Source organism: Caulobacter segnis, assembly GCF_031454995.1.
Classification (GTDB): Bacteria; Pseudomonadota; Alphaproteobacteria; order Caulobacterales; family Caulobacteraceae; genus Caulobacter; species Caulobacter segnis_E.
In genome coordinates, this window is record NZ_JAVDRV010000003.1 from 79738 (window position 1) to 93602 (window position 13865).

The following is a 13865-nucleotide window of genomic DNA, read 5'->3' on the forward strand; positions in this document are numbered from 1 at the left end:
CGCGAGAGTCGTGTGTCCGACCTACCTCCCGATTTCACCCTGCTGCAAGTGACGCCGGAGCTGGAAACCGGCGGCGCGGAGCAGACGACGATTGATGTCGCGCACGCGGTGGTGGCGCAAGGCGGCAAGGCCCTGGTCGCGACCAAGGGCGGGCGGATGGCCGCGCGCCTGACGGCCGACGGCGGGCGCCTGGCGCAAATGCCGGCCCAGTCCAAGAACCCTCTGGTCATGCTGGGCAACGCCGCGCGGCTGATCGACCTGATCCGGCGCGAGAAGGTCAGCCTGGTCCACGCGCGCTCGCGCGCGCCGGCGTTCAGCGCCCTGTGGGCCGCCCACGCCACCAAGACCCCCTTCGTCGCCACCTATCACGGCGTCTACAACGCCCGCTCGAACCTCAAGCGCTGGTACAACGCGGTGATGACCAAGGGCGACCTCGTCATCGCCAATTCGGAATATACCCGCCTGCATGTGATCCAGGAGCACGGCATCCCGCCCGAGAAGGTGGTCGCCATCCCGCGCGGCGTGGACCTGTCGCGCTTCGAACCCGGGATGGTCGGCGGTGATCGCGTGAAGGGCCTGGCCGAGACCTGGGGCGTCGCGCCGGACGAGCGCCGGCTCAAGGTGCTGCTAGCGGGCCGCCTGACCCGCTGGAAGGGCCAGGGCCTGATGATCGAGGCCATGACGCTGCTGAAGGCGCGCGGCGAGGATCGGATCCTGCTGCTGCTGGCGGGCGACGACCAGGGCCGCAAGGGCTATCGCGCCGAACTGACGAACGCCATCGCCACCGCTGGCCTCGAGGATCGGGTCAAGCTGGTCGGTCACTGCGACGACATGCCGGCCGCCTACATGCTCGCGGATCTCGCCATCGCGCCCTCGCTGGAGCCCGAGGCGTTCGGGCGGACGGCGGTCGAGCCGCAGGTCATGGGTCGCCCGGTCATGGCCGCCGATCACGGCGCGACGCGTGAGACGGTGGTCCTGGGAGAAACCGGCTGGCTGGTGAAACCCGGGGACGCCGAGGCCTGGGCCAACGCGCTCCTGGAAGCCGCCGAGGCGGGCGCCTCGCGACGCCAGGGGATGGGTCAAGCCGCCCGCGCCAGAGCACGGCGGTTGTACTCTGTGGACGCGATGTGCGAAGCCACTCTCGATGTCTATGCTCGCGTGTTGCGGGCCCGCGGCATGGAGCACGCGTCGTGAGCAAGGAGATCAAGAAGGTCCTGGTCATCAAGCTGGGCGCGCTGGGCGACTTCGTCCTGGCCCTGGCCGCGATGAAGAAGATTCGCGAGGCGCATCCCAAGGCCAAGATCACCCTGCTGACCACGCCGCCATTCGAAGCGCTGGCCAAGCTCAGCCCCTATTTCAACGCTGTGGAGACCGACGGCCGCCCTGGCGATTTCGCCGAGACGCTGTCCATGATCGGCCGGATCCGAAAAGCGGGCTATGACCGGGTCTACGACCTCCAGACCAACAGCCGCACCAACTGGTACTTCCAGCTGCTGCGCCCCTTCCCGCCGCAGTGGAACGGCATCGCCTTCGGCTGCGCGCTGCCGCAGAAGGGCAAGGCTCGCCTGGGCATGCACACGCTGGAGCGGCAGGCCGACCAGCTGAAAGCCGCCGGCATATGGCCCGACGCGCCGACCGAGCCGGGCAGCGCCCCGGCGCCGGACCTGTCCTGGATTCTTCGAAAGCGGAAAAAAGAGCCGCCCCCCGTTCCGGGTGCCGCCAAGCCCAAGCCCTATGTGTTGCTGGTGCCCGGCGGTTCGGCCCACAGGCCCGAGAAGCGCTGGCCCGTCGAGTTCTACGCCCAACTGGCCTCGCTGCTGAAGGCGCGCGGCTTCGACATCGTCATCATTGGCGGTCCACAGGAAAGCGCCATGGCGCGCCAGATCCAGAAGGCGGCCGCCGGCGCGCGTGACCTGACCGGCCGCACCGACTTCGCCCAGCTCGCCCTACTCGGCGCCAAGGCGGCGCTGGCCGTGGGCAACGACACCGGCCCGACGCACCTGCTGGCCGCCGCCGGCGCGCCGACGATCGCCCTGTTCTCGGACGCCTCCGATCCGGACCTCTGCGCGCCCCGCGGCCATGTGACCGTGATCCGCTCGCCCGACCTGCAAGCCCTGCCGGTCAGCACGGTGGCTGGCGCGGCCATGGCGCTGACGACGCGCTAAGGCGCCTTAGTACCCGGCGTAGCGCCCCGGCTTGTGGTTGGCGATGATCACCGCGCTCAGCGCCACGGCGCTGGCGATCGACAGCAGCAGCTTGTCGAAGCTGATCGTGAAGAAGGCGGTGGCCACGACCACGCAATCGGCCGCCATCTGCACCTTGCCGGCGCTGATCCCCCGCCGCTCCTGCAGATAGAGGGCCAGCACCCCAATCCCGCCCACGCTGGAGCGATGCCGGGCCAAGGCCAGGATGCCCATGCCGACGATCGTGCCGCCGAAGATCGCCGCGAAGATCGGATCGACGCCCGTCACCTTCAGCCAATGCGGCATGGCGTAGGCGAAGCCGGCCAACAGCAGGTTCGTCGCCAGGGTCTTGAAGGTGAACATCCATCCCAGGGTGCGCTGGGCCAGCACATAGAACGGCAGGTTCAGCACGAAGAACACCACGCCCACTGGCCAGCCGCTCAGGTACGAGACGATCAGCGCCACCCCGGCGACGCCGCCCGTGACCAGGCCCGCGGCCTTCAGCAGGGTTAGGCCGACAGCGATGAAGCTGGAGCCGATCAGGAGGGCGTGAACGTCCTCCAACGCGGTATGACGATGCGGATTCATGGAGATCAGGCAGGGGTCTTCGTCAGGATGACACGCATCCCCGCCTCGCCGTTTCCCCCTAGCCGCCCCTCTAGAGCATTTTCTGGTAAGTGCGAAACGGTATTGGGTCGAAAAATGCCCCAAACTTTTCAGTTGGAGCCTTTTTTACCCAGCCCGGTGAACTCAGCCGGATCGGAAAGAACTCCGCCCCCGAAAAAACTCGGTCCGGCGACGTCTCTTTAACCGCCTTCGCTTGATAGAGCGCGGCCGGCGCGTCATATATCAGTTTCTCGCGGCGCGCCCAGCGCGGCGCGTACGCGTTCAGCCCTACCCTATCAACAGCCTCGGAGCCGCCCCTATTCGCCGTCCTATGCAAACGCCGCCCGTCAAGGACGGGCCGCGTATCAACGATGAAATCCGTGTCCCCCGCGTCCTGCTGATCGACCAAAATGGCGAGAAGCAAGGCGAGATGCCGACGTCCGCCGCCCTGGAAGCGGCCGAGGAGGCTGGCTTGGACCTGGTGGAAATCGTTCCGAACGCCAATCCTCCCGTCTGCAAGATCTTGGACTACGGCAAGTTCAAGTTCCAGGAGCAGAAGAAGAAGAACGAGGCGCGCAAGCGGCAAAAGGTCGTCGAGCTCAAGGAAATCAAGCTCCGCCCCAACATCGACAAGCATGACTACGACGTCAAAGCCAAGTCGATGTTCCGCTTCTTCGAGGAAGGCGACAAGGTCAAGGTGACCCTGCGCTTCCGCGGCCGCGAAATGGCGCACCCGGAACTTGGCATGAAGCTGCTCCAGCAGGTCAAGGCCGACTTCGACGAGGTCGCCAAGGTCGAATACGAGCCGCGCATGGAAGGCCGACAAATGATCATGATCCTGGCGCCGCGCTAGGATTGGATCACAGGTAAAGATCAAGACGCCCCGGCCCCACGGCCGGGGCGTTTTGTTTTATCTATTCGATCGAGCATCTCGACAGCTCCTCAACCCGTGATAGATTTTTCGCGGGGTTGGGGAGTCTCTTGTGATCAAGTCGCTATTGGCCGCGGGGGCGGCCTGCTTTGCTCTGTGCTCCAGCGTGGCGTTTGGGGCTGAAAAACCCGATCTGGCGATCTACGGGCGATTGCCGCAGTTCGAGGGGGTGACGATCTCGCCCGACGGCTCGAAGCTGGCGCTGATCATGACCAACGGCGAAGATCGCGTTCTCGCCGTCCGCAAATTGAATGGCGAGATGCTGGGCGGCGTGAAAGCGTCCAAGGCCAAGCTGCGGAGCGTCCTATGGGGCGGCGAGGACCACGTCATCATGGTCTCCTCGCAAACCGCGGACGTCTACGGCCTGCGGGGGCCGACCCGCGAATACCTGATGGCCGTCGACTTCAACCTGGTCACGCGCAAGCAGACGCTGCTGCTGCGCTCCCAGCCCGACTCGATGAACGTGATCCTCGACCGACCGATGGTTCGCACGATCGGCGACCAACCCGTCGCCTTCGTCGAGGGGGTCCATTTCGTCGACAACTCGGGCGTCAACACCCTCTTTCGGATCAATCTGAAGGACGGCGCCACGCGCATGCTGGACGGCGGCGCGCGCGCGGAAACCGATGGCTGGCTGGTCGACGCCGCGGGCGAGCCGGTCGCGCAATCGCTCTATGACGGCAAGAAGGGGCGCTGGGCCCTGCGGATGAAGATCGGCGCCGGCTGGAAGACAGTCGACGAGGCGGATGCGCCGATGGGCTCCTACGGGCTTTCCGGCTTTGGCCGCGACGGCAAGTCGGTGCTGGTCTGGCGCACCGACGACAAGAACGCCAGCATCCTGCGGGAGTATCGCGGGGTGGGCGCCTACGAGGACCTCCCTGGCGGTCTCGATCTGAGCGGCCTCCTGCACGACCCCGACAACCTCGGCCTGCTGGGCGGCTATGCGTTGAAGGGCGACGACCTCGCCTACACCTTCTTCGATCCCGTCAGCCAGAAAGCCTGGGACGCCGTGACCAAGGCCTTCAAGGGCGACCGGGTCAGCCTGGCGTCCTGGTCACGCAACCGAAAGCGCGTGGTCGTTCTGGTCGACTCGGCCGTGGACGGTCCCGCCTACGCGCTGATCGACCTCGACACCAAGCGGGCCAGTTGGCTGGGCGTCGTCTACAAGGACCTCGGCGCCGAGGCGGTCTCGCCGGTGCGCCCGATCAAGTACAAGGCGGCCGACGGACTGGAGATCACCGGATACCTGACGCTGCCCAAGGGCCGCGATCCAAAAAACCTGCCTCTGATCGTGCTGCCGCACGGTGGCCCGGAAGGGCGCGACACGCCTGGTTTCGACTGGTGGAGCCAGGCTCTGGCCTCGCGCGGCTACGCCGTGCTGCGGCCCAACTTCCGAGGTTCGGAAGGCTTTGGCTGGGACTTCGTCAAGGCGGGCTTCGGCGAGTGGGGCAAGAAGATGCAGACGGACCTGTCCGACGGTGTCCGGGACCTGGCCAAGCAGGGAATCGTCGACCCCAGGCGCGTCTGCATCGTCGGGGCGTCCTATGGCGGCTACGCGGCGCTGGCGGGCGCCACGCTGGACCAAGGCGTCTATCGATGCGCGGTCTCGGTGGCCGGCCCCTCCGACATCAAGAAGATGCTGATCTCGGTGCGCGACGTCCACAATGGCGCGATGTCGGCCGCCCAGCGCTACTGGCTGCGCTTCATGGGCGCCGACGGCATCAAGGACCCCGACCTGGTGGCGATCTCGCCGGCCCGCCTGGCCGACAAGGTCGAGATCCCCGTGCTGCTGATCCACGGCAAGGACGATACGGTCGTGCGCTACGACCAGAGCCAGATCATGGCCGACGCCCTGAAGAAGGCCGGCAAGCCTTATGCGTTCGTCACCCTGGAGAGCGAGGACCACTGGCTGTCACGCGGCGCCACGCGACTGAAGATGCTGACCGAGACCGTCGCCTTCGTCGAAAAGCACAACCCACCGGAGTGATCACAAGAGCGGTCGCCAAGCGGTGGGTTCGGGGGTAAACCCCGCCCGCGATGTCCGATACCGCTCACAGCACCCGCGCCTTGGCCGTCCTGCTCCTGGTTGTCTTCGTCAACCTGGTGGGTTTTGGCGTGGTCATCCCGTTGCTGCCGTTCTACGCCACGGCTCTGGACGCCGCCCCATGGCAGGTGACGACGATGTTCGCCGCCTACAGCCTGGGGCAGTTCTTCGGCGAGCCGTTCTGGGGCCGGATGTCCGACCGCGTCGGCCGGCGTCCGGTGCTGATCGTCACGATCCTGGCCAACGCCATCGCCTATGTGGCGCTGGCCTTCGCGCCGAACATCTGGATCGCCATGGCCATCCGCCTGGTCGGCGGCTTCGGCAGCGGCAACATCTCGACGATCCAGGGGTACATGGCCGATGTGACGCCGCCCGAAAAGCGGGCCGGGCGCATGGGCCTGCTGGGCGCGGCGTTCGGCGCGGGCTTCGTCATCGGCCCGTCGCTGGGCGGACTGCTGGCCCACCCCAGCGCCGGACAACTAGGCTTCCAGATTCCGCTGTTCGTCGCCGCGGGCATGGCCGCGGCCGCCGCGATCGGCGTCGTCGCCTTTGTCACCGAAAGTCGGATCGGCATGGCGTCCGGCGCGCCCCAGCCCGGACGCGGCGAGGCCTTGGCCCAGGCCGCCGCCCACCCGATCCTGTCGCGCGTTCTGCTGGTCACCCTGGTCTCGACCGGCGCCTTCGCGGGCATGGAGTCGATCTTCGGCCTCTGGGCCAACGCGCGCTTTTCGTGGGGACCGCGCGAGGTTGGACTGTGCTTCGCGGTCATCGGCGTGATCGCCTCCCTAGGCCAAGGCGTGCTGACCGGCCGCCTGGCCCGACGGTTCGGCGAGAGCCGCGTGCTGACCACGGGTCTTGTCATCATCCTGCTGAGTCTGTTCGTCACGCCCTTCGCGCCGCATGCCAGCCTGGCCATCGTCGCCGTGGGCTTCACGGCGTTCGGCCAGTCCCTGGTCTTCCCCTGCGTGGCGGCTCTGATCTCCCGCGCCAGCCCGCCGGACCGGCAGGGACAGATGCTGGGCCTGAACATGGCGGCGGGCTCGCTGGCGCGGATCGCCGGCCCCTTGACCGCCGGCCCGCTGTTCGGCCTCGCGACGGGCGGCCCCTACTGGCTGGGGTCGGCGCTGATGATTCCGGCGATCGCCCTGGCTCTGACGATCGTGCGCCGGACCAAGACCGCCGCTTGATCCTGGTCGCGGGGCGGACGTCGAAACCGTCCGCGCTTTTCGACCGCCGCGCCGCGAACCCTTGCCAGAGGCGAGTCTTTCCTGTAGCAACGCCGCCTTTCCGGAACCGCCTGGCCATTGGCATGCCATGGCGGTTCGTCATGCTTCCAGAGGACGGGGCGAAAGCTCCGACGCGAAATGCCGAAGTTGAAGACGAAATCGGGCGCCAAAAAGCGCTTCAAACTGACCGCCACGGGCAAGCTGAAGGCCGGCGTCGCCGGCAAGCGCCACCGCCTGATCGGTCACAATGGCAAGTACATCCGCCAACAGCGCGGCACGAAGGTGATGAGCGAGGCCGACGCCAAGATCATCAAGACCTACCTGCCCTACGGCCTTTAAGAGGAGCGCTGACACATGGCTCGCGTTAAACGGGGCGTCGTCGCCCACGCCAAGCACAAGAAGGTTCTCGAGCAAGCCAAGGGCTTCTACGGGCGCCGCAAGAACACCATCCGTACGGCGAAGGCCGCGGTCGACAAGGCCGGCCAATACGCCTACCGCGACCGCAAGGTGCGCAAGCGCGCCTTCCGTTCGCTGTGGATCCAGCGCATCAACGCCGGCGCTCGCCTGGAAGGCTTCACCTACTCGCAATTTATCCACGGCCTAGACGTGGCGGGTATCGTGATGGACCGTAAGGTCCTCGCCGACATCGCCGGCGCCGATCCGGTTGCGTTCAAGGCCATCGCCGACAAGGTTCGCGCCGCCCTGGCCTAAGGACATCTGGGTTTTTCGAAGCCCAATCGATCCTGAAAAGCCCTCCGGTGCGAACCGGAGGGCTTTTTGCTGCGCGCTCCCCTACTCCCCCGCGACCAAATCCTCTAGACGGATGCCCGTCATGACCGATCTCAACACCCTCGAAGCCGATGTGCTGGCCCAGGTGGCCGCCGCTGGCGATCTCTCGACGCTCGACGCGGTCCGCGTGGCCGCCGTCGGCAAGACCGGCTCGATCTCGGGCCTGCTGAAAACCCTGGGCGCGATGAGCCCCGAGGAGCGCAAGACCCAGGGCGCGGCGATCAACGCTTTGCGCGACAAGGTCACCGAGGCCATCGCCGCCAAGAAGGCCGCGCTCGAAGCCGCAGAGCTGGACGCGCGCCTGGCCAGCGAGACCCTCGATCTGTCGCTGCCCGCGCCCTACCGCCGCAAGGGCTCGGTCCACCCGACCATGCAGACCATGGACGAGATCGTCGCGGTCTTCGCCGAGATGGGCTTCGCCGTCGCCGAAGGTCCGGACATCGAGGACGACTTCCACAACTTCACGGCTCTGAACTTCCCCGAGAAGCACCCGGCCCGCGAGATGCATGACACCTTCTTCTTCAATACGAAGGAAACGGGCGAACGCATGCTTCTGCGCACCCACACCAGCCCCGTGCAGGTGCGGACCATGGTGTCGCAGAAGCCGCCGATCCGCATCATCGCGCCGGGCCGCACCTATCGCGTGGACAACGACGCCACCCACACGCCGGTGTTCCACCAGGTCGAGGGCCTGGTGATCGACAAGGGCATCCACATGGGCCACCTGAAGTGGACCCTGGAGACCTTCCTGGCGCGGTTCTTCGAGACCGACGCGGTCACCACCCAGTTCCGTCCGCACCACTTCCCGTTCACCGAGCCGTCGGCCGAGATGGACGTGCAGTGCGACCGCTCGGGCGGCGAGATCAAGATCGGCCAGGGCACCAGCTGGCTCGAGATCCTGGGCTGCGGGATGGTTCACCCGAACGTCCTGCGCGCCTGCGGCATCGATCCGGACGAGTACCAGGGCTTCGCCTTCGGCATGGGCGTCGACCGCCTGGGCATGCTGAAGTACGGCATGCCGGACCTGCGCGACATGTGGTCGTCGGACGTCCGCTGGCTGTCGCACTACGGCTTTAGCGCCTTCGCCGCGCCGAACCCGGCCAGCGGCCTGAGCTGAACAATGCTCCCCCCAGCGGGGGAGCTCCCGGCGAAGCCGGGTGAGGGGGAAGTCAGCGCAACGCTTGCAGCTACTCCCCCCTCCACCGCTTCGCGGTCCCCCTCCCCCAGAGGGGGAGGATTTTGAGAGACGGACCATGAAATTCACCCTGTCCTGGCTCAAGGATCACCTTGAGACCACCGCCACCGTCCCCGAGATCGTCGCGGCCATGACCATGGCCGGGCTCGAGGTCGAGCACGTCATCGACCCGGCGACGAAGCTCAAGCCCTTCACGGTCTGCAAGATCGTCGAGGCCGCCCGCCACCCGAACGCCGACCGTCTGCAGGTCTGCCAGGTCGACACCGTCGATGGCCGCAAGGAGATCGTCTGCGGCGCGCCGAACGCCCGCGCGGGCCTGACCACCATCTACGCCCCGATCGGCGCCTATGTGCCGGGCCTGGGCGTGACCCTGGTCGAGAAGCCGGTGCGCGGCGTCGTCTCGAACGGCATGCTCTGCTCGGCCGCCGAGCTGGAATACGCCACCGAGAGCGACGGCATCATGGAGCTGCCCGACAGCCTGGCGGTCGGCACGCCAGCCGTCGACGCGCTCGGCCTGGAAGCCGTCATCGACTTCGAGGTCACCCCCAACCGTCCCGACTGGCTGGGCGTCGCCGGCATCGCCCGCGACCTTGCCGCCGCGGGCGTGGGCAAGCTGAAGGACCTGTCGATCGCGCCGGTCGCCGGGACCTTCCCTTGCCCGATCACCGTCAAGGTGGACGGCGAGGCCTGCCCGGTGTTCGCCGGCCGTCTGATCAAGGGCGTCAAGAACGGTCCCTCGCCCAAGTGGCTGCAGGATCGCCTGACCGCCATTGGCCTGCGCCCGATCAACGCCCTGGTGGACGTCACCAACCTGATCTCCTACGACCGCGCCCGCCCGCTGCACGTCTACGACGCGGCCAAGCTGGTCGGCGCGACGATCGAGGCTCGACTGGGCCGCGGCAAGGCCGAGATCACGCCGGGCGATCAACCCTCGCCCGCCGAGCATCACGACGAGCAGCTGATCGCGCTGGACGGCAAGACCTACGACGTCACGCCGGAGATGTGCGTGATCGCCGACGCCCAGGGCAACCGCCCGATCGGCCTGGGCGGCGTCATGGGCGGCGAGAGCACCGGTTGCTCGGACGAGACCGTGGATGTCTTCATCGAGAGCGCCTGGTTCGAGCCGATCCGCATCGCCCAGACGGGCCGCGCCACCGGCATCAACAGCGACGCCCAGTACCGCTTCGCCCGGACGGTCGACACCGGCTCGGTCGTGCCGGGCCTCGAGCTGGCCACCAAGCTGATCGTTGAGCTGTGCGGCGGCCAGCCGTCGGAGATCGTTGTCGCCGGCGAGGCCCCGGCCGCGCCGGGTCCGATCCTGTTCGACCCGGCCTATGTCGGCCAGCTGTCGGGACTGGAGATCGAGCCGGAACGGTCGCTGCAGATCCTGCGTGACCTTGGCTTCACGGTCGAGCCGCCCAAGGACGTGTCGGCCGCCGACTTCGTCACCCACGCCGAAAGCTTGGTCCGCGTCACGCCGCCGACCTTCCGCCGTGACTTGGAAGGCAAGGCCGACCTGGTGGAAGAAGTCGCCCGCATCGCCGGCTACGGCGCCCTGCCCTCGACGCCCCTGCCGGAAGTTCCCCGCGCCGTCGGCGGCGTGCTGACCGCCAAGCAGGCCCGCGCCCGCGCGGCGCGTCGGGCGCTCGCCGCCGCCGGCTACGCCGAGGCCGTGACCTTCAGCTTCACCAGCCGCGAGACCGCCGAGCTATTCGGCGGCGGCGCGGCCGAGCTGGTCCTGGCCAATCCGATCGCCTCGGAGCTGGACTGCATGCGCCCGTCGCTGCTGCCCAACCTGATCGAGGCCGCTGGCCGCAACGCCCGCCAGGGCTTCCCCGACGCGGCCCTGTTCGAGATCGGCCCGACCTTCCACGGCGACAAGCCGAACGATCAGCGCACCGTCGTCTCGGCGATCCTGGTCCCCAAGGCCCCGCGCGGCTGGGACAAGGCGGCGCAAGGCGACGTGTTCACGGTGAAAGCCGATCTGCTGGCCCTGCTGGAGGAGCTGGGCGCGCCTGTCGCCTCGCTGCAAACGGCGCAGGGCTCGGCCTCGTCCTGGTGGCACCCGGGCCGCTCGGCGCGCCTGCAACTGGGCCCCAAGGCGGTGATGGCCGAGTTCGGCGAGATCCACCCGGCGGTCCTGAAGGCCCTCGACGTGGCCGGCCCGGTCTACGGCTTCGAGATCACCCTGGAGGCGATCCCCGAGCCGAAGAAGAAGTCGGTCAAGACGCGCCCGGCCTTCTCACCCTCGGCCCTGATGCCGCTGACCCGCGACTTCGCCTTCCTGGTCGAGAAGACCAAGGCCGCCGGCGATCTCGTGAAGGCCGCCGCCGGCGCCGACAAGGCGCTGATCACCGCCGCGCGCGTGTTCGACGTCTACGAAGGCCCCGGCGTGCCGGAGGGCTTCAAGTCGATCGCGATCGAGGTCGTGGTCCAGCCCCGCGACGCCACCCTCACGGACGCCGAGATCGAGGCCCTGTCGGCCAAGGTCGTGGCGGCGGCCGAGAAGGCCGGCGGCAAGCTGCGGTCGTAGGTTCTAGACCCTCCCCCTAGCGGGGGAGGTGTCCGCGAAGCGGCCGGAGGGGGAAGTCCTGCCGAGGCGGTCACTCCCCCCTCCGGCCTTCGGCCTCCCTCCCCCACGGGGGGAGGATTGTCCACTTTCCAGGCGCCAAGCCTCACCACGGGCAAAACCCGCCCCCTCCGCGACCGAACGTCCCTGCTGGGCGCGGGCCCTTGCGCGGCGCCAAATGTCACGCTACCTGTAAGAAGCGCTCACTGGAGTCATCGCTTCCACATGCAATCGACCTTCGCCTTCGCCGCTTTCGTGACCACCGGCCTCGCCGCCGTGGCCGCGATGTCGTGCGCGGTGTCGATGTGGAATATGATTAACCAGATTAAAACCGTGCGAGTTCGAACGGGGCAAAATCGGCGCAAGCAACGGTAGGGAACCCTACCAGACCCAAAGCCGAAGGATCGCAAGATCTCCAAAAAAGCCCCGCTCCCACGAGCGGGGCTTTTTTGTTGCGCGGTTCCTCGGTCCTCCAAGTCTCTCAAATCCAAGGACCACCTCGATGAGCTACCTACCCTCTCCACCCGCCTTCCACAGCGACGCCGACGGCGTCACCGTGCACCAGTTGCTGCTGGCCGCGCAGGACGCGCCCAGCGCGCTCGACGCCGTTCGCCAAGGCCTGGCCGACAGCGGCGCCGAACTGTGCGGCCTGACCCTGAAGCCCGTCGGTCAGATCGTCGAAGCCTCGCTGCGCGTGCGCCATCTGGGCGACCAAGCGGCCCGCCTTCTGGCCCGCGACCTCGCCGCCTGGCCGGGCGTGAGCTCGGCCTCGGTAGAGCACCAGTGGGTCCGTCCGTGCGCGTAGAGGACCTCAAACCGGAAGAAGACACCTTTGCTTCTCTTAGGCGCCGCCTCTTCCTCGTAACCGCCGAGGACACGCCCGACGCCCTGATGCGCGTCCTGGGCGTGGCCTCGGTGCAGCAGGCGCGGCTGCGCGCCCTGTCCGCCGCTCCCGAGGGCCAGCACATGGCCATTCGACTCGAGATCGACGACCAGGGCGACGCCCGCGCCGAGGCCCTGGCCTCGCGCCTGGCCGCCTGTCCGGCCGTGCATGGGGTCGGGTTCGGCTGGCGACAGTAACCAATCGGCGCTCTCGTGCGTATCTGAAATGAGTACGCCTCCGGAGACCACGATGCGCCGCCTGTTTGCCCTCCTCGCCACCGCCTTGGCGCTGTTCGCCGCCGGCGCGCCCGCGCTCGCCGCCCCGAAGACCGAGACCGCCGTCTTCGCCGGCGGCTGCTTCTGGTGCATGGAGCACGACATGGGCGGCGTCCCGGGCGTGCTGAAGGTCGAGAGCGGCTACACCGGCGGCCACGTCAAGAACCCGACCTATCGCGACGTCACCAGCGAGCGCAGCGGCCACTACGAGGCCGTCCGCGTCACCTACGACCCCGCCAAGCTGGACTACGGCTTCCTGCTCTATCGCTATTGGAAGCTGGTTGATCCGACCGACGACGGCGGCCAGTTCTGCGACCGCGGCCCGTCCTACCGTCCGGCGCTGTTCGTCACGCCGACCCAGCGCCCGATCGCCGAGAAGTCCCGCGCCGAGGCCGCCAAGCGCCTGAAGACCGGGACGATGAAGGCCCAGATCCTGCCGCTGCAAACCTTCTATCCGGCCGAGGAATACCACCGCGACTACGCCAAGCGGAACGCGGCCAACTACAACGCCTACCGCCTGGGCTGCGGCCGCGACGCGCGGCTGGCGCAAGTGTGGGGTCGATAGCCGCCGCGAGGTAGCGTTCGCCGTCCTCCGCCGCTAGGTTGCCCACCCACGCGGAGGTCTTGATGAAGAAACCAGTTCTGGAGATGTGGCTCGAGCGCGGCCTGTTCGCCTCGCGCTGGCTGATGGCGCCGTTCTATGTCGGCTTGGTCGTCGCTCTCGCGGCGCTGATCGTCGTCTTCTTCCAGGAACTGGCTCACGAGCTGCCGCGCGTCCTGTCGATGAAGCCCGAGGACGCCATTCTGCTGGCGCTGTCGCTCATCGACCTCTCCCTGGCCGCGAACCTGCTCGTGATCGTGATCCTGTCCGGCTACGAGAACTTCGTCTCGAAGATCGACACGGCCAGCCACGAGGATCGGCCCGACTGGATGGGGACGGTCGATTTCTCGGGCCTGAAGATGAAGCTCATCGCCTCGATCGTGGCGATCTCGGCCATCGCCCTGCTGAAGGCGTTCCTCAAGCTGACCGAATCTGGCCAGCCCGTCGATCAGGTGCGCCTGTTCTGGCTGGTGATCGTGCACCTGTCGTTCGTCGTGTCCGGCGTGCTGCTGGCCGTGATGGACTGGCTGAACGGCAAGGTGGAGAAGCACTAGGCTTCTCCA

16 protein-coding genes are annotated in these 13865 nt (G+C 67.6%); 14 read left to right on the plus strand and 2 right to left on the minus strand.

The window, feature by feature from the left end; translation table 11 throughout:
- Nucleotides 1-12 precede the first annotated feature (12 nt).
- Both J2728_RS12655 and J2728_RS12660 read left to right on the plus strand, forming a co-directional pair.
- Nucleotides 13-1194, plus strand: coding sequence for a glycosyltransferase family 4 protein (locus tag J2728_RS12655; RefSeq protein ID WP_309999618.1), 1182 nt, complete (start codon nt 13-15; stop codon nt 1192-1194).
- On the plus strand, nt 1191-2165 hold the full coding sequence (locus J2728_RS12660) for a glycosyltransferase family 9 protein (protein ID WP_309999620.1): 975 nt from the start codon (nt 1191-1193) through the stop codon (nt 2163-2165). The genes J2728_RS12655 and J2728_RS12660 overlap by 4 nt, the downstream gene beginning before the upstream one ends.
- A gap of 6 nt (nt 2166-2171) precedes the next feature.
- Here J2728_RS12660 and J2728_RS12665 read toward each other — a convergent pair whose 3' ends face one another.
- Both J2728_RS12665 and J2728_RS12670 read right to left on the minus strand, forming a co-directional pair.
- On the minus strand, nt 2172-2771 hold the full coding sequence (locus J2728_RS12665; RefSeq protein ID WP_041538343.1) for a YitT family protein: 600 nt from the start codon (nt 2769-2771) through the stop codon (nt 2172-2174).
- A 70-nt stretch (nt 2772-2841) separates the two neighbouring features.
- Entirely contained in the window at nt 2842-3213 is a 372-nt protein-coding gene (locus J2728_RS12670) for a hypothetical protein (RefSeq protein ID WP_310000122.1), read from the minus strand.
- Between J2728_RS12670 and infC the strand changes: the two genes are divergently transcribed.
- From infC to J2728_RS12730, 12 genes are all read left to right on the plus strand, one after another.
- A complete protein-coding gene (infC, locus tag J2728_RS12675) occupies nt 3121-3642 on the plus strand; it encodes a translation initiation factor IF-3 (RefSeq protein ID WP_309999624.1) in 522 nt (173 codons plus the stop codon). The genes J2728_RS12670 and infC overlap by 93 nt on opposite strands.
- A gap of 130 nt (nt 3643-3772) precedes the next feature.
- Nucleotides 3773-5707, plus strand: coding sequence for an alpha/beta hydrolase family protein (locus J2728_RS12680; protein ID WP_404979753.1), 1935 nt, complete (start codon nt 3773-3775; stop codon nt 5705-5707).
- A gap of 50 nt (nt 5708-5757) precedes the next feature.
- Entirely contained in the window at nt 5758-6951 is a 1194-nt protein-coding gene (locus J2728_RS12685; protein WP_309999625.1) for an MFS transporter, read from the plus strand.
- 177 nt (nt 6952-7128) lie between these two features.
- On the plus strand, nt 7129-7329 hold the full coding sequence (gene rpmI / locus J2728_RS12690; RefSeq protein WP_062099735.1) for a 50S ribosomal protein L35: 201 nt from the start codon (nt 7129-7131) through the stop codon (nt 7327-7329).
- A 15-nt stretch (nt 7330-7344) separates the two neighbouring features.
- Entirely contained in the window at nt 7345-7701 is a 357-nt protein-coding gene (rplT, locus tag J2728_RS12695) for a 50S ribosomal protein L20 (protein WP_013080315.1), read from the plus strand.
- A 121-nt stretch (nt 7702-7822) separates the two neighbouring features.
- A complete protein-coding gene (gene pheS, locus J2728_RS12700; RefSeq protein ID WP_066683042.1) occupies nt 7823-8896 on the plus strand; it encodes a phenylalanine--tRNA ligase subunit alpha in 1074 nt (357 codons plus the stop codon).
- A 136-nt stretch (nt 8897-9032) separates the two neighbouring features.
- Nucleotides 9033-11507 carry a phenylalanine--tRNA ligase subunit beta gene (gene pheT / locus J2728_RS12705; RefSeq protein ID WP_309999631.1) on the plus strand — a complete coding sequence of 825 codons (2475 nt, stop codon included), beginning with the start codon at nt 9033-9035 and terminating at the stop codon, nt 11505-11507.
- Nucleotides 11508-11768: 261 nt separating this feature from the next.
- Entirely contained in the window at nt 11769-11918 is a 150-nt protein-coding gene (locus J2728_RS12710; protein ID WP_106907222.1) for a hypothetical protein, read from the plus strand.
- Between the two features lie 127 nt (nt 11919-12045).
- Nucleotides 12046-12348 (plus strand): hypothetical protein, encoded by a 303-nt coding sequence (locus J2728_RS12715; RefSeq protein WP_013080318.1) that lies wholly within the window; start codon nt 12046-12048, stop codon nt 12346-12348.
- On the plus strand, nt 12327-12623 hold the full coding sequence (locus J2728_RS12720) for a hypothetical protein (RefSeq protein ID WP_309999633.1): 297 nt from the start codon (nt 12327-12329) through the stop codon (nt 12621-12623). The genes J2728_RS12715 and J2728_RS12720 overlap by 22 nt, the downstream gene beginning before the upstream one ends.
- A 52-nt stretch (nt 12624-12675) precedes the next feature.
- Nucleotides 12676-13266 carry a peptide-methionine (S)-S-oxide reductase MsrA gene (msrA, locus tag J2728_RS12725; RefSeq protein ID WP_309999635.1) on the plus strand — a complete coding sequence of 197 codons (591 nt, stop codon included), beginning with the start codon at nt 12676-12678 and terminating at the stop codon, nt 13264-13266.
- A 62-nt stretch (nt 13267-13328) separates the two neighbouring features.
- On the plus strand, nt 13329-13856 hold the full coding sequence (locus tag J2728_RS12730) for a TIGR00645 family protein (protein ID WP_309999636.1): 528 nt from the start codon (nt 13329-13331) through the stop codon (nt 13854-13856).
- The last annotated feature ends 9 nt before the right edge of the window (nt 13857-13865 follow it).